Annotated in this window: 27 protein-coding genes and 1 tRNA gene; 25 read left to right on the top strand and 3 right to left on the bottom strand. The window is 64.6% G+C overall.

All coding sequences use genetic code 11. The features are described 5' to 3' along the window. Both ACQKJZ_RS11300 and ACQKJZ_RS11295 read right to left on the bottom strand, forming a co-directional pair. Nucleotides 1–1,045 (bottom strand): AAA family ATPase (locus tag ACQKJZ_RS11300; protein WP_427731166.1); only part of this gene is annotated, 1,045 nt, incomplete at its 3' end. 173 nt (nt 1,046–1,218) lie between these two features. After that, nucleotides 1,219–1,413, bottom strand: coding sequence for a DUF1192 domain-containing protein (locus ACQKJZ_RS11295; RefSeq protein ID WP_427731165.1), 195 nt, complete (start codon nt 1,411–1,413; stop codon nt 1,219–1,221). A 99-nt stretch (nt 1,414–1,512) separates the two neighbouring features. On the opposite strand from ACQKJZ_RS11295, the gene ACQKJZ_RS11290 reads away from it, so the two are divergent. The 4 genes from ACQKJZ_RS11290 to ACQKJZ_RS11275 all read left to right on the top strand — a co-directional run bounded on the left by ACQKJZ_RS11290 (nt 1,513) and on the right by ACQKJZ_RS11275 (nt 4,650). Beyond that, on the top strand, nt 1,513–2,532 hold the full coding sequence (locus ACQKJZ_RS11290) for an NAD(P)H-quinone oxidoreductase (protein WP_427731164.1): 1,020 nt from the start codon (nt 1,513–1,515) through the stop codon (nt 2,530–2,532). Nucleotides 2,533–2,639: 107 nt separating this feature from the next. Next, nucleotides 2,640–3,359, top strand: coding sequence for a hypothetical protein (locus tag ACQKJZ_RS11285; protein ID WP_427731163.1), 720 nt, complete (start codon nt 2,640–2,642; stop codon nt 3,357–3,359). 168 nt (nt 3,360–3,527) lie between these two features. Further along, nucleotides 3,528–4,205: a DUF1013 domain-containing protein gene (locus ACQKJZ_RS11280; protein ID WP_427731162.1), complete on the top strand. Its 678-nt coding sequence runs from the start codon at nt 3,528–3,530 to the stop codon at nt 4,203–4,205. Nucleotides 4,206–4,329: 124 nt separating this feature from the next. Further along, nucleotides 4,330–4,650 (top strand): hypothetical protein, encoded by a 321-nt coding sequence (locus tag ACQKJZ_RS11275; RefSeq protein ID WP_427731161.1) that lies wholly within the window; start codon nt 4,330–4,332, stop codon nt 4,648–4,650. Nucleotides 4,651–4,852: 202 nt separating this feature from the next. On the opposite strand, the gene ACQKJZ_RS11270 is transcribed toward ACQKJZ_RS11275, so the two are convergent. Further along, a tRNA-Trp gene (locus ACQKJZ_RS11270) sits at nt 4,853–4,928 on the bottom strand. Between the two features lie 305 nt (nt 4,929–5,233). On the opposite strand from ACQKJZ_RS11270, the gene rpsL reads away from it, so the two are divergent. From rpsL to ACQKJZ_RS11165, 21 genes are all read left to right on the top strand, one after another. Beyond that, nucleotides 5,234–5,605: a 30S ribosomal protein S12 gene (rpsL, locus tag ACQKJZ_RS11265; protein ID WP_007406072.1), complete on the top strand. Its 372-nt coding sequence runs from the start codon at nt 5,234–5,236 to the stop codon at nt 5,603–5,605. A 66-nt stretch (nt 5,606–5,671) separates the two neighbouring features. Continuing rightward, on the top strand, nt 5,672–6,142 hold the full coding sequence (gene rpsG / locus ACQKJZ_RS11260) for a 30S ribosomal protein S7 (protein WP_042491196.1): 471 nt from the start codon (nt 5,672–5,674) through the stop codon (nt 6,140–6,142). Between the two features lie 147 nt (nt 6,143–6,289). Next, entirely contained in the window at nt 6,290–8,365 is a 2,076-nt protein-coding gene (gene fusA / locus ACQKJZ_RS11255) for an elongation factor G (RefSeq protein ID WP_427731160.1), read from the top strand. Nucleotides 8,366–8,500: 135 nt separating this feature from the next. Beyond that, entirely contained in the window at nt 8,501–9,691 is a 1,191-nt protein-coding gene (gene tuf, locus ACQKJZ_RS11250) for an elongation factor Tu (protein ID WP_312488716.1), read from the top strand. Between the two features lie 565 nt (nt 9,692–10,256). After that, the gene (rpsJ, locus tag ACQKJZ_RS11245) at nt 10,257–10,565 is read left to right on the top strand and encodes a 30S ribosomal protein S10 (protein ID WP_007406109.1); all 309 of its coding nucleotides are present in this window, start codon (nt 10,257–10,259) and stop codon (nt 10,563–10,565) included. Between the two features lie 285 nt (nt 10,566–10,850). Further along, a complete protein-coding gene (gene rplC, locus ACQKJZ_RS11240) occupies nt 10,851–11,585 on the top strand; it encodes a 50S ribosomal protein L3 (protein ID WP_056430750.1) in 735 nt (244 codons plus the stop codon). 3 nt (nt 11,586–11,588) lie between these two features. Then, complete coding sequence (rplD, locus tag ACQKJZ_RS11235) at nt 11,589–12,215, top strand: 50S ribosomal protein L4 (RefSeq protein WP_175313821.1); 627 nt, start codon at nt 11,589–11,591, stop codon at nt 12,213–12,215. Continuing rightward, entirely contained in the window at nt 12,208–12,519 is a 312-nt protein-coding gene (locus ACQKJZ_RS11230; RefSeq protein ID WP_042491181.1) for a 50S ribosomal protein L23, read from the top strand. Before rplD ends, ACQKJZ_RS11230 begins: the two co-directional genes overlap by 8 nt. A 4-nt stretch (nt 12,520–12,523) precedes the next feature. Beyond that, on the top strand, nt 12,524–13,375 hold the full coding sequence (gene rplB / locus ACQKJZ_RS11225) for a 50S ribosomal protein L2 (protein ID WP_261269267.1): 852 nt from the start codon (nt 12,524–12,526) through the stop codon (nt 13,373–13,375). A gap of 6 nt (nt 13,376–13,381) precedes the next feature. Further along, complete coding sequence (rpsS, locus tag ACQKJZ_RS11220; RefSeq protein ID WP_037569384.1) at nt 13,382–13,660, top strand: 30S ribosomal protein S19; 279 nt, start codon at nt 13,382–13,384, stop codon at nt 13,658–13,660. Continuing rightward, nucleotides 13,660–14,037: a 50S ribosomal protein L22 gene (gene rplV, locus ACQKJZ_RS11215; protein WP_007406087.1), complete on the top strand. Its 378-nt coding sequence runs from the start codon at nt 13,660–13,662 to the stop codon at nt 14,035–14,037. Before rpsS ends, rplV begins: the two co-directional genes overlap by 1 nt. Next, a complete protein-coding gene (rpsC, locus tag ACQKJZ_RS11210) occupies nt 14,037–14,747 on the top strand; it encodes a 30S ribosomal protein S3 (RefSeq protein ID WP_312488723.1) in 711 nt (236 codons plus the stop codon). Before rplV ends, rpsC begins: the two co-directional genes overlap by 1 nt. 12 nt (nt 14,748–14,759) lie before the next feature. Beyond that, complete coding sequence (rplP, locus tag ACQKJZ_RS11205) at nt 14,760–15,194, top strand: 50S ribosomal protein L16 (RefSeq protein WP_007406071.1); 435 nt, start codon at nt 14,760–14,762, stop codon at nt 15,192–15,194. Further along, complete coding sequence (gene rpmC, locus ACQKJZ_RS11200; RefSeq protein ID WP_007406063.1) at nt 15,194–15,394, top strand: 50S ribosomal protein L29; 201 nt, start codon at nt 15,194–15,196, stop codon at nt 15,392–15,394. Before rplP ends, rpmC begins: the two co-directional genes overlap by 1 nt. Before the next feature lie 12 nt (nt 15,395–15,406). Next, a complete protein-coding gene (rpsQ, locus tag ACQKJZ_RS11195) occupies nt 15,407–15,679 on the top strand; it encodes a 30S ribosomal protein S17 (protein ID WP_183950452.1) in 273 nt (90 codons plus the stop codon). Nucleotides 15,680–15,912: 233 nt separating this feature from the next. Further along, a complete protein-coding gene (gene rplN, locus ACQKJZ_RS11190; protein WP_007406105.1) occupies nt 15,913–16,281 on the top strand; it encodes a 50S ribosomal protein L14 in 369 nt (122 codons plus the stop codon). After that, nucleotides 16,281–16,598 (top strand): 50S ribosomal protein L24, encoded by a 318-nt coding sequence (gene rplX, locus ACQKJZ_RS11185; RefSeq protein WP_007406132.1) that lies wholly within the window; start codon nt 16,281–16,283, stop codon nt 16,596–16,598. Before rplN ends, rplX begins: the two co-directional genes overlap by 1 nt. Next, on the top strand, nt 16,591–17,172 hold the full coding sequence (gene rplE / locus ACQKJZ_RS11180; protein ID WP_037569379.1) for a 50S ribosomal protein L5: 582 nt from the start codon (nt 16,591–16,593) through the stop codon (nt 17,170–17,172). The genes rplX and rplE overlap by 8 nt, the downstream gene beginning before the upstream one ends. 57 nt (nt 17,173–17,229) lie before the next feature. Beyond that, the gene (gene rpsN / locus ACQKJZ_RS11175; RefSeq protein ID WP_007406083.1) at nt 17,230–17,535 is read left to right on the top strand and encodes a 30S ribosomal protein S14; all 306 of its coding nucleotides are present in this window, start codon (nt 17,230–17,232) and stop codon (nt 17,533–17,535) included. A 12-nt stretch (nt 17,536–17,547) separates the two neighbouring features. Next, the gene (gene rpsH, locus ACQKJZ_RS11170; RefSeq protein WP_037569377.1) at nt 17,548–17,943 is read left to right on the top strand and encodes a 30S ribosomal protein S8; all 396 of its coding nucleotides are present in this window, start codon (nt 17,548–17,550) and stop codon (nt 17,941–17,943) included. Further along, nucleotides 17,943–18,346 (top strand): 50S ribosomal protein L6 (locus tag ACQKJZ_RS11165; protein ID WP_427731159.1); only part of this gene is annotated, 404 nt, incomplete at its 3' end. The genes rpsH and ACQKJZ_RS11165, both read left to right, overlap by 1 nt.

Genomic DNA, 18,346 nt, shown 5'->3' with positions numbered 1-18,346 from the left:
GGAACCGGCGCAGCAACGCGCGGTCCTTTTCGAAGTGATTGCGGAACTCCTTATAGGTGGTCGAGCCGATGCAGCGGATCGTGCCGCCCGACAAAGCGGGCTTGAGCAGGTTCGACGCATCCATCGCGCCGCCGCTGGTTGCGCCGGCACCGATCACGGTGTGGATCTCGTCGATGAAGAGCACCGCGTGGGGCAGCTTCTCCAGCTCGTTGACGACCGCCTTCAGCCGCTCCTCGAAGTCGCCGCGATAGCGGGTGCCGGCGAGCAGCGCGCCCATGTCGAGCGAGTAGATGACCGCCTGCTTCAGGACTTCGGGCACGTCGCCCTCGACGATCTTGCGCGCCAACCCTTCGGCGATGGCGGTCTTGCCGACGCCGGGATCACCAACATAGAGCGGGTTGTTCTTCGACCGGCGGCACAGGATCTGGACGGTGCGGTCCACTTCCGGCCCGCGTCCGATCAGCGGATCGACCTTGCCGAGCTTGGCCTTTTCGTTGAGGTCGACGGTGAACTGCTTGAGCGCGCTCTCGGCCTTGCCCTTTTCGGCGGGCTTGGCGGGCTTTTCCTCCTCGACGCCCTTGGGCGGGGTCGATTCGCTGGTCGCGCCCCCCTTGCCCACGCCGTGGCTGATGAAGCTGACGGCATCCAGGCGGCTCATGTCCTGCTGCTGCAGGAAATAGACGGCGTAGGATTCGCGTTCGGAGAACAGCGCGACCAGCACGTTCGCGCCGGTCACTTCGTCGCGGCCCGAGGACTGGACGTGCAGGATCGCACGCTGGACCACGCGCTGGAACCCGCTGGTGGGGGAGGGGTCGGTCGCCGCCTCGACCTTCAGCGCGTCGAGTTCGGTGTCGAGATACTGGGCGACCGTCGCCTTCAGCTCGCCCAGGTCGACATGGCACGCTTCCATCACCTTGGAGGCGTGTTCGTCATCGATCAGCGCGAGGAGGAGGTGCTCCAGCGTGGCATATTCGTGGCGCCGCAACGTCGCGGCTTCCAGCGCCTTGTGAAGCGTGGTCTCAAGCGCGGGGGCGAAAGATGGCATCTACGATACTCCTGGCGAAGCGCCTGGAATGGACGCTTCGTTTCGACCAATGTCGGGATGGTGGGCCCCGTCATCAAGCGGGTGTAACGCACGGCCGCTGAACAAAGCGTATCGCGCGAACGAAAAGTGTCGGGCCATTGCGGCGAGGGGGTTCGCGATCTGGCCCGGCCCGGTCACCGCTTGAACAGCGCGTCGGCACTGGCGCGGTGAAGCGTGGCCCGTTCCATATGGCGACGGGTGCGCCCGATCTCCTGTTCCAGCACCGCGATCCGCGTCTCCAGCTCGCCGAGCGAGAGCGGTTCGAGATCGGCCTGGACCAGCGCGGTCAGGCTGTCGGGAATGCGGAGCGGGGAGTCGTCCTGTTCCATAATGGGATGCAGCGTTGACCCGACCGCCGCCGATGTCAATAACAGGCGCGAGAAAGCCTGGACGAACGGGGGAGCAACGTAATGCAGGCGGATGGCGGAATGACGGGGCAGGTTCCCGAGACGATGATCGCGATCGACCCGGACGACGCCGGCGGTCCCGACGTGCTGGTCCCGACCACCCGCGCGGTTCCGCAGCCGGGCAAGGGCGAGGTGCTGATCCGCGTCGCGGCGGCGGGCGTCAACCGCCCCGACGTCATGCAGCGCCAGGGCCTGTATCCGCCGCCGCCCGGCGCACCCTCGATCCCCGGGCTGGAGATCGCCGGCGAGATCGTCGCGGTCGGCGAGGATGTCGGCGCGGAGATGCTGGGCCAGCCGGTCTGCGCGCTGATCTCGGGCGGCGGCTATGCCGAATATGCGCTGGCCGATGCCGAACATTGTCTGACGGTGCCGGCCGGCCTGTCGATGGTGCAGGCGGCCGCGCTGCCCGAGACGCTGTTCACCGTGTGGACCAATGTGTTCGAGCGCGCCTATGCCCGCGACGGCGAGACGCTGCTGGTCCATGGCGGCACCAGCGGGATCGGGACGATGGCGATCATGCTCGGCAAGCTGTTCGGCTTGCGGGTGATCGTGACCGCCGGATCGGACGAGAAATGCGCGGCGGCCGAAAAGCTCGGCGCGGCCAAGGCGATCAACTACCGGGCCCAGGATTTCGTTGAGGAGGTCAAGGCCTTCACCGAGGGCAGGGGCGTCGACATCGTCCTCGACATGGTGGGCGGCGACTATCTGCCCCGCAATCTGCAATGCCTGGCCGAGGAGGGGCGGCACGTCTCGATCGCGGTGCAGCGTGGGCCCAAGGCGGAGGTGCCGATCTGGGAGATCATGCGTCGGCGCCTGATCCTGACCGGCTCGACGCTGCGCGGGCGCGACCGCGCGTTCAAGGCGATGGTCGCCGACGAGATCGGGCGCATTGTCTGGCCGCATGTCGAGGAGGGGCGGTTGCGCCCGCTGATCGACAAGACCTTCCCGCTGGCCGAGGCCGGCAAGGCGCATGAACGGATGGAGGGCGGCGATCATCTGGGCAAGATCGTGCTGGTCGTCCGTGAGGCGCAAGCCGGCTGACTTAACATAGGCTTGAACAATCCTTTGCGGCTTGCGATGGACCGAAAGGCCGGATCGGCCGTTTTGCCGGGCTGATCCTATAAGGGACGTCCGGGGGGCATGATCGAATGAAGCAGCGTTATCGCCGGGTGATTCCGATCATGGTCGCGGCGATGATCGCGGGGCTGGGGATCACGGGGCTGGGGGCCATGCCGGCGGCGGCGCAATCGGCGCGCGACATCCTGACCCAGGCGTCCTTCTCCGACGGCGATGAGGCGAGCGCCCTGCGCCGGGTCACCGCCGCCTATGCCGCGGCGGGTGCGACGCTGGCGCGCAAGCCCGACGATCACGAGGCGCAGCTGATGCGCGCGACCGCGTTGGGATACCGTGCCAAGCTGACCGGCAACCGTGCCGATGCGATCAGCGCGCGGCACCAGTTCGAGGCGATGGTCGCGCAAGATCCCCGCGATGCCGAGACGCAGCTGGCGCTGGGTGCCTGGCATATCGGCGCGGTCAAGAAGCTGGGGACGATCGTCGGGCGCGCGGCGGTCGGCGCGCAGCGGGCGGTGGGGTTCGCCTTGCTCGATCGCGCGGTTGCGCTGGGTGGCGATCGCGCGTTGTTTCCGGCGCTCTCCGCGCTGTTGCGGCTGGAACTCGATCCGCGTGACCCGCGCGGACGGGCTCTGGCCGAGGCGGCGGCGAAGGCCGATGTCGTGACGCCGATCGACCGTATCCTGCAACGCGGCGCGGTCGCGATCCTGACGCCACTTCGCGCCGGCGACGTCCAGGCGACCCGCAAACTGGCGTCGCGGCTGCTGCCCTTCGGCCGATTCGACGACGATGATTGACCGGCGGCCTTTGGCGGGCTACCGAAATGGGCTGGCGGCCCTGCGGCCGGTTTCCAAGACTTTGTGGCACCGCACCTTGCTCTTGGGAGCGGGTCGCATTAGGTTTGCCGCCGCTACGGCCGCTCCGATGAGGGGCGGCCCTTTTATTTTCCGACTGGAGTGATCCCCGTGGCCCAGCCGCTCATGCCCCATGCGACCGCTTCCTGGCTGGTCGACAACACCTCGCTCTCCTTCGAGCAGATTGCGGATTTCTGCGGCCTTCATATCCTGGAAGTGCAGGCGATCGCCGACGACACGGCGGCGACCAAGCTGACCGGCCGCGATCCGGTCCGCGCGCACGAAGTGACGCAGAGCGAGATCGAGAAGGCGCAGGCCAATCCCGATTATCGCATGAAGATGACCAAGGGCCCCGAGCAGGTCCGCCGTACCAAGGGGCCGCGCTACACGCCGGTCAGCAAGCGGCAGGACAAGCCGGACGGCATCGCCTGGATCATCCGCAACCACCCGGAAATCTCGGACGGCGCGATCTCGAACCTGATCGGTACGACCCGCACGACGATCGCCGCGATCCGCGACCGCAGCCATTGGAACATCGCCAACATCACGCCAAAGGACCCGGTGACGCTGGGCCTGACCACCCAGCGCGAGCTGGACTCGGCGGTGGCCAAGGCGGCGAAGGCGACCGGTGGCAATGCCGAGGCGCAGCCGACCGACACCCGTCTGGAAGGCGACCGCGAAGCGCTGCTCGCCTCGCTGCGCGCCGAGCGCGAACAGCAGAGCCGCGATGCCGACACTGCCAGCCATGGCGGCGACATCATCGATCCGCACTCGCTGTTCCGCAGCTGATCGGCGGGGCTTCGGCCCGGCCGTCGCGATCAAGGGGGCGTCCACCGATCCGGTGGGCGCCCTTTTCGTTTGTCGGGAACGGCGTCTCCCGCGCTCCGTTGACGGGGGCGAAGGAGACTGCCCCATGTCCGAAGTGGAAAAACGCCCGTCCCAGCCTTTCGATCGTGACAAGGGCTATAGCGGCCAGGGCTATCATCGCGATGACGAAGTCGCGCTGGGTCGCGCCGAGCCGGCCGGCAGCGTGACGACCAGGCCATCGGTCGATAGAGGCGGCAATGCGGAAACCGGCCTGCCCGACGATAACGGCAAGCGCGCCTCGGTCGATCCGACGACGGGTGAAGTGCATGGCAGCGGTGCAGGGGCCGGCGGTGGCAATCGCGGCGATGAGATCGACGAGGTCGATCCCGCCACTCCGCCCGGTGTCGGGCCGCGGCCGGTGAATTGACCTCTATTCCTCCCCTTGCAGGGGAGGTGGCAGGCCGCAGGCCCGACGGAGGGGTGTCACCAGTAGCGAGGTTGGGCTGCGATCGTAACCGGCTACACCCCTCCACCAGCTTCGCTGGTCCCCCTCCCCTTGCAGGGGAATAAGAGCGCGCGAATACCAACCCCAACAGCGGCGTCGCTCAATCCGTCGATGTCATGAAAAGTGGCAGGAGTGCACGGACTCGAACCGTGGGCCCTCGGTTTTGGAGACCGATGCTCTACCAACTGAGCTACACTCCTGCGAGGCGGCCGCCACTAGCCCGACTGGCCGGGCGAGGCAAGGGCCAATATGCGATTTTCGCATGGTGGCTGAAAACGTTCGCCGGTAGGGGGCTCGGCTCCGACATTGACCATTCGCCGACTCCCGCGTATAGGCCGCCGCTGCACGAAGGCGATTTCTCGAGATTCGGGACTTATCCGTCGGGCAAGCTTGAACATTGCTGGATGCGAATAGGGCCGGGCGAAAGCCATGATGGCCCCTTTTTGTATTCCGAAGTGCTGTGATGGCTCCAGCAAAGTAACCTCATGGAAAGGTGAAGGCTTCAATGCCGACGATCAACCAGCTGGTCCGCAAGGGCCGCGAACTGCAGAAGGCCAAGTCCAAGGTCCCTGCAATGGAGCAGAACCCGCAGAAGCGCGGCGTTTGCACCCGTGTCTACACGACGACCCCGAAGAAGCCGAACTCGGCGCTTCGCAAGGTGGCCAAGGTCCGTCTGACCAACAGCCGCGAAGTCATTTCGTACATCCCGGGCGAAGGCCACAACCTGCAGGAGCACTCGGTCGTGCTCATCCGCGGCGGCCGTGTGCGCGACCTTCCCGGCGTGCGCTACCACGTGCTGCGCGGCGTTCTCGACACGCAGGGCGTGAAGGATCGCAAGCAGTCCCGCTCGAAGTACGGCGCGAAGCGTCCGAAGTAAGCCGGTCGGGCCTCGGCTGAGGCTCCTCGACCATCAAAGGCTGAAGTTTTGTAAGGAAATACGAGAATGGCTCGTCGTCGTCGTCCCGAAAAGCGGGAAATTCTGCCGGACCCCAAGTTCGGAGATGAGGTCCTGTCGAAGTTCATGAATTCGGTCATGCTGGACGGTAAGAAGTCCGTGGCCGAAGCCATCGTTTACGGTGCTCTGGAAACCGTCGAGACGCGCGCCAAGCGCGATCCGATCGGCGTGTTCCACGATGCGCTGAACAACATCAAGCCGGGCATCGAAGTCCGTTCGCGCCGCGTCGGCGGTGCGACCTACCAGGTTCCGGTCGAAGTCCGTCCGGAGCGTGCCCAGGCTCTGGCCATCCGTTGGCTGATCGGCGCATCGCGCGCCCGTTCGGAGAACACGATGGCCGCCCGTCTGTCGGGTGAGCTGATGGACGCTGCGAACAACCGCGGCAACGCGGTCAAGAAGCGCGAAGATACGCACCGCATGGCGGAAGCGAATCGCGCCTTCTCGCACTACCGCTGGTAAGGGCCTTGCGGCGGACCGGATTTATTTCCGGTCTGCCGCAACCTTTTCAGGGTGCGGTGCCGGCGGTCTTCCGCTGGTCACGCAAACAGCCTATATAAGGGGGAGCCGGGCCAACCGGCTCCCCCCTACGCTTGAGGAAGATCGATCATGGCCCGCAGCCATCCGCTCGAGAAGTATCGCAACATCGGCATCATGGCGCACATCGATGCCGGCAAGACGACCACGACCGAGCGCATTCTTTATTACACCGGCAAGTCCTACAAGATCGGCGAAGTGCACGAAGGCACCGCCACCATGGACTGGATGGAGCAGGAGCAGGAGCGCGGCATCACGATCACGTCGGCCGCGACGACCTGTTTCTGGAACGACAACCGCATCATCATCATCGACACCCCCGGGCACGTCGACTTCACCATCGAGGTGGAGCGTTCGCTCCGCGTGCTCGACGGCGCGGTCGCCTGCTTCGACGGCGTGGCGGGTGTTGAGCCGCAGTCGGAAACCGTGTGGCGTCAGGCCGACAAGTACGGCGTGCCGCGCATGTGCTTCGTCAATAAGCTCGACCGCACCGGCGCCGACTTCTATTTCTGCGTGAACTCGATCATCGAGCGTCTGGGCGCGCGTCCGGCGGTCCTGTATCTGCCGATCGGCATCGAGGGCGGCTTCAAGGGTCTCGTCGACCTGGTCGAGAACCGCGCGATCATCTGGCTCGAAGAGTCGCTGGGCGCCAAGTTCGAATATCAGGACATCCCGGCCGACATGGCCGAGAAGGCCGCGAAGTATCGCAGCGACCTGATCGAAATGGCCGTCGAGCAGGACGACGCCGCGATGGAATCGTACCTCGAGGGCAACGAGCCGTCGGTGGACGAGCTGAAGAAGCTGATCCGCAAGGGCACGCTGGAAATGGCGTTCGTCCCCGTGGTCTGCGGCTCGGCGTTCAAGAACAAGGGCGTGCAGCCCCTGCTCGACGCGGTCATCGACTATCTGCCGAGCCCGCTCGACGTTCCGGCGATCAAGGGCGTGAAGCTCGACGGCGAGACGCCGGACGAGCGTCCTTCGTCGGACACCGAGCCCTTCTCGGCGCTGGCGTTCAAGATCATGAACGACCCGTTCGTCGGTTCGCTGACCTTCGCCCGCATCTATTCGGGCAAGCTCGAGACCTCGTCGCAGGTCCTGAACTCGGTCAAGGACAAGAAGGAAAAGATCGGCCGCATGCTGCTCATGCATGCGAACAGCCGTGAAGACATCCAGGAAGCCTATGCCGGCGACATCGTCGCGCTGGCGGGCCTCAAGGATACCACCACGGGTGACACGCTCTGCGCGCAGAACGCCCCGATCATCCTCGAGCGCATGGAGTTCCCCGAGCCCGTGATCGAGCTGTCGGTGGAGCCGACGACCAAGGCCGACCAGGAGAAGATGGGCGTCGCGCTCAATCGTCTCGCACGCGAGGACCCCTCGTTCCGCGTGACCTCGGACGCCGAGTCGGGCCAGACCATCATCAAGGGCATGGGCGAGCTCCATCTCGAGATCCTGGTCGACCGCATGAAGCGCGAGTTCAAGGTCGAGGCGAACGTCGGTGCGCCGCAGGTGGCGTATCGCGAATACCTCAAGAAGCCGGTCGACATCGACTACACGCACAAGAAGCAGTCGGGCGGCACCGGCCAGTTCGGCCGCGTCAAGGTCAAGCTGACCCCGGGCGAGCGTGGTTCGGGCTTCGTCTTCAAGGACGAGATCAAGGGCGGCAACATTCCGAAGGAATATATCCCCGCGATCGAGAAGGGCTTCCGTGAAACTGCGGAGACCGGTTCGCTGGTCGGCTTCCCGATCATCGACTTCGAAGTCCTGCTGTATGACGGCGCGTACCACGACGTCGACTCGTCGGCGCTGGCGTTCGAAATCTGTGCCCGTGGCGCGATGCGCGAAGCGGCCCAGAAGTCGGGCATCACGCTGCTCGAGCCGGTCATGAAGGTCGAAGTCGTGACCCCGGAAGACTATCTGGGCGACGTCATCGGCGACATGAACAGCCGTCGTGGCCAGATCCAGGGCACCGACACGCGCGGCAATGCGCAGACGGTCGAGGCGATGGTCCCGCTGGCGAACATGTTCGGCTATGTGAACGCGCTCCGCTCGTTCACCCAGGGCCGTGCGCAGTACTCGATGCAGTTCTCGCACTATGATGAAGTGCCGCAGAATGTTGCGGACGAAGTCAAGGCGAAGATGGCCTAACAGCGTCCGTCGCGCCCCCGGGGCAACTCGGGGCGCGACAACGCTAGGGGCTGGCAATCGCTTCAAACACCCGCTATGGGGCCGCGTTCGCGTGGCCTCGGATGCGGCACCGAATTCGATTCAGAAGGTAGGAAAATGGCAAAGGCAAAATTCGAGCGGAACAAGCCGCACCTCAACATCGGCACCATCGGTCACGTCGACCATGGCAAGACCTCGCTGACCGCCGCGATCACCAAGGTTCTGGCCGAGACCACCGGCGGCACCGCCGTCGACTTCGCGAACATCGACAAGGCACCGGAAGAGCGCGAGCGCGGCATCACCATCTCGACCGCGCACGTCGAGTATGAGACGACGAACCGCCACTATGCGCACGTCGACTGCCCCGGCCACGCCGACTATGTGAAGAACATGATCACCGGCGCGGCGCAGATGGACGGCGCGATCCTCGTCGTTTCGTCGACCGACGGCCCGATGCCGCAGACCCGCGAGCACATCCTGCTCGCCCGCCAGGTCGGCGTGCCCGCGATGGTCGTGTTCATGAACAAGGTCGACCTGGTCGACGACGAGGAAATCCTCGAGCTGGTCGAGCTGGAAATCCGCGAGCTGCTCAGCTCGTACGAGTTCCCGGGCGACGACATCCCCGTCATCAAGGGTTCGGCCACCTGCGCCCTGTCGGGTTCGAACGACAAGTTCGGCAAGGAAGCCGTCCTCGAGCTGATGCAGGCCGTTGACGACTACATCCCGCAGCCCGAGCGTCCGCTCGACAAGCCGTTCATGATGCCGATCGAAGACGTGTTCTCGATCTCGGGTCGTGGTACGGTCGTCACCGGCCGCGTCGAGACCGGCATCGTCAAGGTTGGCGAGGAAGTCGAGATCGTCGGCATCAACGACACCCGCAAGACCACCGTCACCGGCGTCGAAATGTTCCGCAAGCTGCTCGACTCGGGTGAAGCCGGCGACAACATCGGCGCGCTGATCCGTGGCGTTGCGCGCGACCAGGTCGAGCGTGGCCAGGTTCTCTGCAAGCCGGGTTCGATCAAGCCGCACACCGACTTCAAGTCGGAAGTGTACGTCCTGTCGAAGGAAGAAGGCGGCCGTCACACCCCGTTCTTCGCGAACTATCGTCCGCAGTTCTACTTCCGCACCACGGACGTCACCGGCACCGTCGAGCTGCCTGAGGGCACCGAGATGGTCATGCCGGGCGACAACGTCGCTCTGGGCGTGAAGCTGATCGCTCCGATCGCCATGGACATCGGTCAGCGCTTCACGATCCGCGAAGGCGGCCGCACCGTCGGCGCCGGCGTCGTCAGCGCGATCGACAAGTAAGTCTCGGGCGAAAGCCTGAACCTTATTCGGAAAGGGCCGGCCCCGGCGACGGGGTCGGCCTTTTTCGTTTGTGGGGTAGGACAAGGCTCCCATCCTTTCGGCGCTACGCGCCTCCCTGTCTCTCCGGGCGGGAGAGGGAAGGGTGAGGGCGGTCAAATCCCACCTTCGTTCGCACTGAGCGAAGTCGAAGTGCACGTCATGCGGCCCGACCCAAGCGTGGCCTTCGACTTCGCTCAGGCTGAACGGAGAGTGGGAATTGGGGCAGTCGAGGACAGGTTCCACCCTTGCCAACAAAAACCCGCGCCCGCCCCTTGCGGCGCCCCCGCCATATGCGTATAGGCACACGCCTTGAGGGAATCGGCTGGCACCGGAAACACCGGAGTCGGCCGTTTGCTTTTAGTGAGGGCAGGGGTGGTTCATCCGCCACTGTCGTAACCCAGAGTTTGTTTCGGCCCAGGGTCGCCTTCACGGCGGACGGTCGAGTGCCTGGTCGGACAGACCGATCGCACTTGCCCCTCGACGTGACGGTAACCGGAAAGCCCGCTCTTTCGCATCGGTAGGGATCATGGACAGCAATATCCGCATTCGTCTGAAGGCGTTCGACCATCGCGTGCTCGATCAGGCGACCGGCGACATCGCCGACACCGCACGCCGCACCGGCGCGCTCATCCGCGGTCCGATCCCGCTTCCGACGCGCATCGAGAAGTTCACGGTCAACCGTGGTCCGCACATCGACAAGAAGTCGCGCGAGCAGTTCGAGGTCCGCACCTACAAGCGGATGCTGGACATCGTGCAGCCGACCCCGCAGACCGTTGATGCGCTGATGAAGCTCGACCTGGCCGCAGGTGTTGATGTCGAGATCAAGCTGGCGTAAGAGAGCCAGCGATCCCGTGGTCGACGATTCCGTCCCACGGGATTTTGGCGTTTCCCGACACTGAAGCAGTCGGAAAACGCGCCGAGGTCGCTCCCGCGATCCGGCACTCTTAAGGGATACCGCCCGGTGATTTCGCGTAAAGCGAGATGGTGCCGGGGCAGCGTCCCCCGTCTGACCGGTTCGCCGGTCGCCAGCCCGGGACGGGGGCTCGTTTCGCTTTAATCGGGCTGGATATGCCCCCCTTGAATGGTTCTTGGGGGCCTCTGTCGAGGAAGGAACAGGATCATGCGTACCGGCGTGATCGCGAAGAAGCTGGGGATGACCCGCCTGTTCCAGGACGATGGTCGGCACGTGCCGGTCACCGTTCTGGCGCTTGAAGGCGTACAGGTCGTCGCTCGCCGCGAGATGGATCGTGACGGCTACACTGCCGTCCAGCTTGGTGCAGGTGTCGCCAAGACCAAGAATGTTGCCAAGCCGCAGCGTGGCCACTTCGGCAAGGCCGAAGTCGAGCCCAAGCAGGTGCTGGTCGAGTTCCGCGTGAACGAAGACGGCCTGCTGGACGTCGGCGCGGAAATCTCCGCCGACCATTTCGTCCCCGGCCAGTATGTCGATATCCAGGGGCGTACCCAGGGTAAGGGCTTTGCCGGTGCGATGAAGCGCTGGAACTTCGGTGGTCTGCGCGCGACCCACGGCGTCTCGGTCTCGCACCGTTCGCATGGTTCGACCGGTAACCGTCAGGATCCGGGCCGCGTCTTCAAGAACAAGAAGATGGCCGGTCACATGGGTGACAAGAACCGCACGCAGCAGAACCTGGAAATCGTGTCGACCGACGTCGAGCGCGGCCTGATCTTCGTCAAGGGCTCGGTGCCCGGCTCGAAGGGTGGCTGGCTGATCGTCAAGGACGCGGTCAAGGTTTCGCGCCACGCGGACGCCCCGTTCCCCGCCAGCATCAAGGCGGCCGCCAACAACAACGCTTCTGCCGAGCCTGCTCCGGAAGCCACCGAGAGCCAGGAGGGCTAAGTCGTGAAGGTCAAGGTTCAATCCTTCGCCGGCACCGACGCCGCGGACATCGAGCTCAACGACGAGGTCTTCGGCCTCGATCCGCGCGCCGACATCCTGCACCGCGTTGTGACCTGGCAGCTGGAAAAGCGTCGCGCCACCGCGCGCGGCACCCGTGAGCGCGCCGATGTCGCACGCTCGGGCAAGAAGCTCGGTCGCCAGAAGGGCGGCGGTGTCGCTCGTCACGGCGATCGTCGGGCCCCCGTCTTCATCGGTGGTGGTAAGGCGCACGGCGCCCGCGTCCGCGACTTCAACCCGGGTCTGAACAAGAAGGTTCGCGCTCTGGGCCTGAAGATGGCGCTGTCGAGCCACGCCAAGGCGGGTTCGCTGATCGTGATGAACGATCTGGCCGTCGAGGGTAACAAGACGAAGACGCTGCAGGGCGATCTGGTGAAGCTCGGCTTCGGCAAGACCGCGCTGGTCATCGATGGCGACGCCGTCGAAACGTCGTTCGCACTGGCCGCAGGCAACCTGAAGGAAATCAACGTCCTTCCGGCCGCTGGCGCCAATGTCTACGACATTCTGAAGCATGACACCCTGGTGCTGACGCGCTCGGCTGTCGAAAAGCTGGAGGCCCGTTTCAATGGCTAAGCAGCAGAAGGCGGTCGATCCGCGTCATTACGACGTGATCGTTGCGCCGCACATCACCGAGAAGGCGACGCTCCTCAGCGAGCACAACGCCGTGGTGTTCAAGGTCGCCCCCGGTGCTACCAAGCCCGAGATCAAGGCGGCGGTGGAAGCGCTGTTCGACGTGAACGTCACCGGCGTGAACACCATCGTCCAGAAGGGCAAGACCAAGAAGTGGAAGGGCGCTCCGTACCAGCGCTCGGACATGAAGAAGGCGATCGTCACCCTCAAGGACGGTCAGTCCATTGACGTGACGACGGGGATCTGAGCCGATGGCACTCAAGCATTATAACCCGACGAGCCCGGCCCGCCGCGGCCTGATCCTCGTCGACCGCTCGGCGCTCTGGAAGGGCGCGCCCGTCAAGGCGCTCACCGAAGGCAAGCGCAAGACCGGCGGCCGCAACAACAAGGGCCATGTGACCAGCCGCGGTATCGCGGGCGGCCACAAGCAGCGTTACCGCTTCATCGACTTCAAGCGTCGTCAGTGGGACGTCGAGGGCACCGTGGAGCGGATCGAATATGATCCCAACCGCACCGCCTTCATCGCGCTGATCAACTACGGCGCCGATGCCGAGGGCAAGGACAACGTTGCCTACATCATCGCGCCGCAGCGTCTGGCCGTTGGTGACAAGGTCATCGCCGGCAAGAAGACCGACGTGAAGCCGGGCAACGCCATGGAACTGGGCCAGATGCCGGTCGGCACCATCGTCCACAACGTCGAGATGAAGCCCGGCAAGGGCGGTCAGATCGCACGTTCGGCCGGCACCTATGTGCAGGTCGTGGGTCGCGACAAGGGCATGGTCATCGTCCGTCTGAACTCGGGCGAGCAGCGCTACATCCATGCGAACTGCATGGCGACCGTCGGCGCGGTGTCGAACCCCGACAACGGCAACACCAACCTGGCGAAGGCTGGTCGCAACCGTTGGAAGGGCCATCGTCCGCTGACCCGTGGTGTCGCGAAGAACCCGGTCGACCACCCGCACGGCGGTGGTGAAGGCCGGACCTCGGGCGGCCGTCATCCGGTCACCCCGTGGGGCAAGCCGACGAAGGGTGCGCGCACTCGTCACAACAAGGCGACGGACAAGATGATCATCCGTAGCCGTCACGCCAAGAAGAAGGGCTAACACGCAATGGCTCGTTCCGTTTGGAAGGGTCCTTTCGTGGACCTCCATCTCCTGAAGAAGGCCGAAGTGGCGCAGGATGCTGGCAACCGCGCAGGTCCGATCAAGACCTGGTCGCGTCGCTCGACCATCCTGCCGTCGTTCGTCGGCCTGACCTTCAACGTCTACAATGGTCGCAAGTTCGTTCCCGTCTCGGTGAACGAGGACATGGTCGGCATGAAGCTCGGTGAATTCGCGCCCACGCGCTACTTCCCCGGCCACGCCGCCGACAAGAAGGGTAAGCGCTGATGTCCAAGCCCGCATCCCCCCGCAAGGTCGGTGAGAAGGAAGCGCTGTCGGTCGGCACGCAGATCCGTGGTTCGGCGCAGAAGCTGAACCTGGTCGCGGGCCTGATCCGCGGCAAGAAGGCCGGCGACGCGATGAACATCCTCGCTTTCTCGACGAAGGCGATGGCCGTCGACGCGCGCAAGGTGCTCGCCTCCGCGATCGCCAATGCCGAGAACAACCACAACCTCGACGTCGACGCGCTCGTCGTCGCCGAGGCGTCGGTCGGCAAGTCGATCACCATGAAGCGTTTCGCGACGCGCGGCCGTGGCAAGTCCACCCGCATCCTGAAGCCGTTTTCGCGGCTCCGCATCGTCGTCCGCGAGCAGGAAGAAGCATAATGGGTCAGAAGAGCAATCCGATCGGCCTGCGTCTCCAGATCAACCGCACCTGGGACAGCCGCTGGTTCGCCGAAGGCCATGACTATGGCCGCCTGCTGCTGGAGGATCTGAAGATCCGCCAGTACATCATGAAGACGCTGCCCCAGGCCGCGATCTCGAAGGTCGTCATCGAGCGTCCGGCCAAGCTGTGCCGCATCTCGATCTTCGCGGCGCGTCCGGGCGTGATCATCGGCAAGAAGGGCGCCGACATCGAAAAGCTTCGCAAGAAGCTGGGTTCGATGACCTCGTCCGAGGTGTCGCTGAACATCGTCGAGATCCGCAAGCCCGAGATCGATGCCAAGCTCGTCGCACAGGGCGTGGCCGACCAGCTGGAGCGCCGTATCGCGTTCCGCCGCGCCATGAAGCGTGCGGTGCAGTCCGCGCTCCGTCTGGGCGCCGAAGGCATCCGTATCACCTGCGGCGGCCGTCTGGGCGGCGCGGAAATCGCGCGTACCGAATGGTATCGTGAAGGCCGCGTTCCGCTGCACACGCTGCGCGCGAACGTCGACTATGCCGAAGCGCAGGCGCACACCGCTTATGGCGTGTGCGGCGTGAAGGTGTGGATCTTCAAGGGCGAGATCCTGGGTCATGACCCCATGGCGCAGGACCGGCTGATGATGGAGGCTCAGACCTCCGGCGTGCGCCCGGCGCGCGACGATCATCGCCGCTAAGGAACATAGAACATGCTGCAACCAAAGCGCACCAAGTTCCGCAAGGCCTTCAAGGGCCGCATCCACGGCGATGCGAAGGGCGGTACGAGCCTGAACTTCGGTTCCTATGGCCTGAAGGCCATGGAGCCGGAGCGGATCACCGCTCGCCAGATCGAGGCGGCTCGCCGCGCGATCACGCGTCACATCAAGCGCCAGGGTCGTCTCTGGATCCGCATCTTCCCGGACGTGCCCGTCTCGTCGAAGCCTGCCGAAGTCCGCATGGGCTCGGGTAAGGGTTCGCCGGAATTCTGGGCCGCCCGCGTGAAGCCGGGTCGCATCCTGTTCGAACTCGACGGTGTCGACGGCCCGCTGGCCGCCGAGGCATTCGAGCGCGCCGCGATGAAGCTGCCCATCAAGACCAAGGTCGTTGCCCGCCTGGGCGACACCTCGCACCTCGGAGGCGAGTAATGGCCAAGACTGAATATACCGGCCAGAGCGACGACCAGCTCGTCGAGGCGCTGGGCAACCTGAAGCGTGAGCAGTTCAACCTGCGCTTCCAGGCGGCCACCAGCCAGCTCGAAAAGCCCAGCCGGGTCAAGGAAGTCCGTCGCGACATCGCGCGGATCAAGACCATCCAGGCGCAGCGCACCGCTGCGGCTGCCAAGTAAGGACCGAGACACATGCCGAAGCGCGTGCTGACCGGGGTGATTGTCTCGGACAAGACCGACAAGACGGTCGTCGTCAATGTAGAGCGGAAGGTTAAGCACCCCCTCTACGGCAAGATCATCCGTCGGTCGAAGAAGTATCATGCTCACGACGAGAGCAATGAGTTCAAGGCCGGTGAGACGGTGCGGATCGAAGAGACCGCCCCGATCTCGAAGCTGAAGACCTGGAAGGTCATCGAGCGGGTCAACACCCACTCGACGCCCGAGCGGGCCTCGGCCGAAGGCTAAAGCCTTTCTCATTTCGCGCCCCGCTTCTCCTGACGGAGGGGCGGGGTTCGGAATGAAGAGCCACCCTTCGGGGTGCAGAGCGGATTGGTCGAGGGGGCGAGCGACTCGCTTGCCTTTCGTATCAGGAGTGGCTATGGGGCCTCTCCCCCTGGCGCAGGCCTCTGCGCCGGGGGTCGTTTTTTAAGGCGGGGTAGGGTCGGTATCCTCCCCAGAAGAGAGAAGGAAGCGGATCCATGATCCAGATGCAGTCCAATCTCGATGTCGCTGACAACAGCGGCGCGAAGCGGGTGCAGTGCATCAAGGTGCTGGGCGGCTCGAAGCGCCGTACCGCATCGGTCGGCGACATCATCGTCGTCAGCGTCAAGGAAGCGCAGCCGCGTGGCCGCGTGAAGAAGGGCGACGTTCACCGCGCGGTGATCGTGCGTACCGCCAAGGACATCCGTCGCGCCGACGGTTCGGTGATCCGTTTCGACGGTAACGCCGCCGTGCTGGTCAACAAGAACGAGGAGCCGATCGGCACCCGTATCTTCGGCCCGGTCGTGCGTGAGCTTCGCGGCAAGAAGCACATGAAGATCATCTCGCTGGCGCCGGAGGTTTTGTAATGGCCGCTGCACGCATCAAGAAGGGCGACAAGGTCATCGTCCTGTCCGGCAAGGACAAGGGCAAGACCGGCACCGTGTCGCTGGCGATGCCGAAGGACGGCAAGGTCGTCGTGGACGGCGTCAACATCGCCACCCGTCACCGCAAGCCGACCCAGGCGAACCCGCAGGGTGGCCTGGAGCGCACTGCCGCTCCGCTGCACATCTCGAAGGTTGCGCACGTGACCGCCGATGGCAAGCCGACCCGCGTCCGTTTCGAGACGCAGGATGGCAAGAAGGTCCGCGTGGCCGTCAAGACCGGGGAGAAGATCGATGGCTGATTACAAGCCCCGCATGAAGGCTATCTATGACGATAGCATCATCAAGGCGATGACCGACAAGTTCGGTTACAAGAACGTCAACGAGATCCCCCGGATCGAGAAGATCGTGCTCAACATGGGCGTGGGCGAGGCGACGCAGGACAAGAAGCGCGTCGACCAGGCCGCTTCCGAGATGGAGCTGATCGCGGGTCAGAAGCCCGTCATCACCAAGGCGAAGAAGTCGATCGCGCAGTTCAAGCTGCGTGAAGGCATGCCGATCGGTGTGAAGGTCACGCTGCGTCGTGAGCGCATGTACGAATTCCTGGACCGCTTCATCACGATCGCGCTGCCGCGCGTTCGCGACTTCCGTGGCCTGAATCCGAAGTCCTTCGACGGTCGCGGCAACTATGCCTGCGGCATCAAGGAGCAGATCATCTTCCCCGAAATCAACTATGACCGCATCGACAAGGTGCGCGGCATGGATGTGATCGTGACCACCTCGGCGAAGACCGACGACGAAGCGCGCGAGCTGCTCCGTCTGTTCGGCTTCCCGTTCCCCAAGGAAGACGCTGCCGACGAGAAGAAGGCGGCGTAACCGGACTGCCCCCTCTCCACGCCGGGGAGGGGGTCCTTACAGAAAGAGCTTAAGTCCATGGCGAAACTGAGTTCAATCAATAAGAACGAGAAGCGTCGTCTCCTCGTCAAGAAGTATGCCGGCAAGTACGCGAAGCTGAAGGCGATCGCGAACGACCAGAGCCTCGATGAGACCGAACGTCTGATCGCGCGCCTGAAGATGGCCGAGATTCCCCGCAACGGCAATCCGACCCGCATCCGCAACCGTTGCGAGATCACGGGCCGCCCGCGTGCGTATTACCGCAAGTTCCGTCTCGCTCGCGTCATGCTGCGTGATCTGGCCAACAAGGGCCTGATCCCCGGCGTCACCAAGTCGAGCTGGTAAGGACCATTTGAGATGGCAGTGACCGATCCCCTGGGTGACCTGCTCACCCGCATCCGTAACGGCCAGCGCGCGCGCAAGGACTCCGTCCTGACGCCTGCGTCGAAGCTGCGCGCCCGCGTGCTCGACGTGCTCCAGCGCGAAGGCTATATCCGTGGCTACAGCGAAGAGCAGATGGGCCCCGCGGCCGGCATCCGCATCGAGCTGAAGTATTTCGAAGGCCAGCCCGCGATCAAGCATGTCGCGCGCGTGTCCAAGCCCGGCCGCCGTATCTATTCGGGCGCGCAGGAGCTTCCGCGCGTTCGCAACGGCCTGGGCATCACCATCGTGTCGACGCCGCGTGGCGTTCTGTCGGACGCCGAAGCGCGCGAGCAGAATGTCGGTGGCGAAGTCCTGGCGGAGGTGTTCTGATGAGCCGCATCGGTAAGAAGGCGGTCCCGGTTCCGGCCGGCGTCACCGCGACCATCGCCGACAAGGTGCTGAGTGTGAAGGGTCCCAAGGGCACCCTGTCCATGCCGCTCGCCGACGAGATCACCTATGACGTCCAGGCGGACGCCATCGCGGTGCAGCCTGCCAATGCGACCAAGCGCGCTCGCGCGTTCTGGGGCATGCAGCGCACCATGGTGCAGAACCTCGTCACCGGCGTGACCGCAGGCTTCTCGAAGAAGCTGGTCATCACCGGCGTCGGCTACCGCGCCGCCGCGCAGGGCAAGACCCTGAAGCTGCAGCTCGGCTACAGCCACGACGTCAACATCGACGTGCCGGAAGGCATCGAGGTGAAGACGCCGGACGCCACCACCGTCGAGATCAGCGG

The organism is Sphingomonas sp. NPDC019816, assembly GCF_050274375.1.
Lineage (GTDB): Bacteria > Pseudomonadota > Alphaproteobacteria > Sphingomonadales > Sphingomonadaceae > Sphingomonas.
This window is presented reverse-complemented; position numbering and strand designations above follow the sequence as displayed.

Excerpts from the sequence above, each read along its gene's own strand:
- rplX (WP_007406132.1), top strand. The coding sequence starts at position 16,281 with ATGGCCGCTGCACGCATCAAGAAGGGCGACAAGGTCATCGTCCTGTCC.
- rplC (WP_056430750.1), top strand. The coding sequence starts at position 10,851 with ATGCGTACCGGCGTGATCGCGAAGAAGCTGGGGATGACCCGCCTGTTC.
- rpsL (WP_007406072.1), top strand. The coding sequence starts at position 5,234 with ATGCCGACGATCAACCAGCTGGTCCGCAAGGGCCGCGAACTGCAGAAG.
- tuf (WP_312488716.1), top strand. The coding sequence starts at position 8,501 with ATGGCAAAGGCAAAATTCGAGCGGAACAAGCCGCACCTCAACATCGGC.
- rplB (WP_261269267.1), top strand. The coding sequence starts at position 12,524 with ATGGCACTCAAGCATTATAACCCGACGAGCCCGGCCCGCCGCGGCCTG.
- ACQKJZ_RS11285 (WP_427731163.1), top strand. The coding sequence starts at position 2,640 with ATGAAGCAGCGTTATCGCCGGGTGATTCCGATCATGGTCGCGGCGATG.
- rpsG (WP_042491196.1), top strand. The coding sequence starts at position 5,672 with ATGGCTCGTCGTCGTCGTCCCGAAAAGCGGGAAATTCTGCCGGACCCC.
- fusA (WP_427731160.1), top strand. The coding sequence starts at position 6,290 with ATGGCCCGCAGCCATCCGCTCGAGAAGTATCGCAACATCGGCATCATG.
- rpsC (WP_312488723.1), top strand. The coding sequence starts at position 14,037 with ATGGGTCAGAAGAGCAATCCGATCGGCCTGCGTCTCCAGATCAACCGC.
- ACQKJZ_RS11275 (WP_427731161.1), top strand. The coding sequence starts at position 4,330 with ATGTCCGAAGTGGAAAAACGCCCGTCCCAGCCTTTCGATCGTGACAAG.
- ACQKJZ_RS11230 (WP_042491181.1), top strand. The coding sequence starts at position 12,208 with ATGGCTAAGCAGCAGAAGGCGGTCGATCCGCGTCATTACGACGTGATC.
- ACQKJZ_RS11295 (WP_427731165.1), bottom strand. The coding sequence starts at position 1,413 with ATGGAACAGGACGACTCCCCGCTCCGCATTCCCGACAGCCTGACCGCG.
- rpsJ (WP_007406109.1), top strand. The coding sequence starts at position 10,257 with ATGGACAGCAATATCCGCATTCGTCTGAAGGCGTTCGACCATCGCGTG.
- rpsQ (WP_183950452.1), top strand. The coding sequence starts at position 15,407 with ATGCCGAAGCGCGTGCTGACCGGGGTGATTGTCTCGGACAAGACCGAC.
- ACQKJZ_RS11290 (WP_427731164.1), top strand. The coding sequence starts at position 1,513 with ATGACGGGGCAGGTTCCCGAGACGATGATCGCGATCGACCCGGACGAC.
- rplV (WP_007406087.1), top strand. The coding sequence starts at position 13,660 with ATGTCCAAGCCCGCATCCCCCCGCAAGGTCGGTGAGAAGGAAGCGCTG.
- rplE (WP_037569379.1), top strand. The coding sequence starts at position 16,591 with ATGGCTGATTACAAGCCCCGCATGAAGGCTATCTATGACGATAGCATC.
- rpsN (WP_007406083.1), top strand. The coding sequence starts at position 17,230 with ATGGCGAAACTGAGTTCAATCAATAAGAACGAGAAGCGTCGTCTCCTC.
- rplP (WP_007406071.1), top strand. The coding sequence starts at position 14,760 with ATGCTGCAACCAAAGCGCACCAAGTTCCGCAAGGCCTTCAAGGGCCGC.
- rplN (WP_007406105.1), top strand. The coding sequence starts at position 15,913 with ATGATCCAGATGCAGTCCAATCTCGATGTCGCTGACAACAGCGGCGCG.
- rpsH (WP_037569377.1), top strand. The coding sequence starts at position 17,548 with ATGGCAGTGACCGATCCCCTGGGTGACCTGCTCACCCGCATCCGTAAC.
- rpsS (WP_037569384.1), top strand. The coding sequence starts at position 13,382 with ATGGCTCGTTCCGTTTGGAAGGGTCCTTTCGTGGACCTCCATCTCCTG.
- rpmC (WP_007406063.1), top strand. The coding sequence starts at position 15,194 with ATGGCCAAGACTGAATATACCGGCCAGAGCGACGACCAGCTCGTCGAG.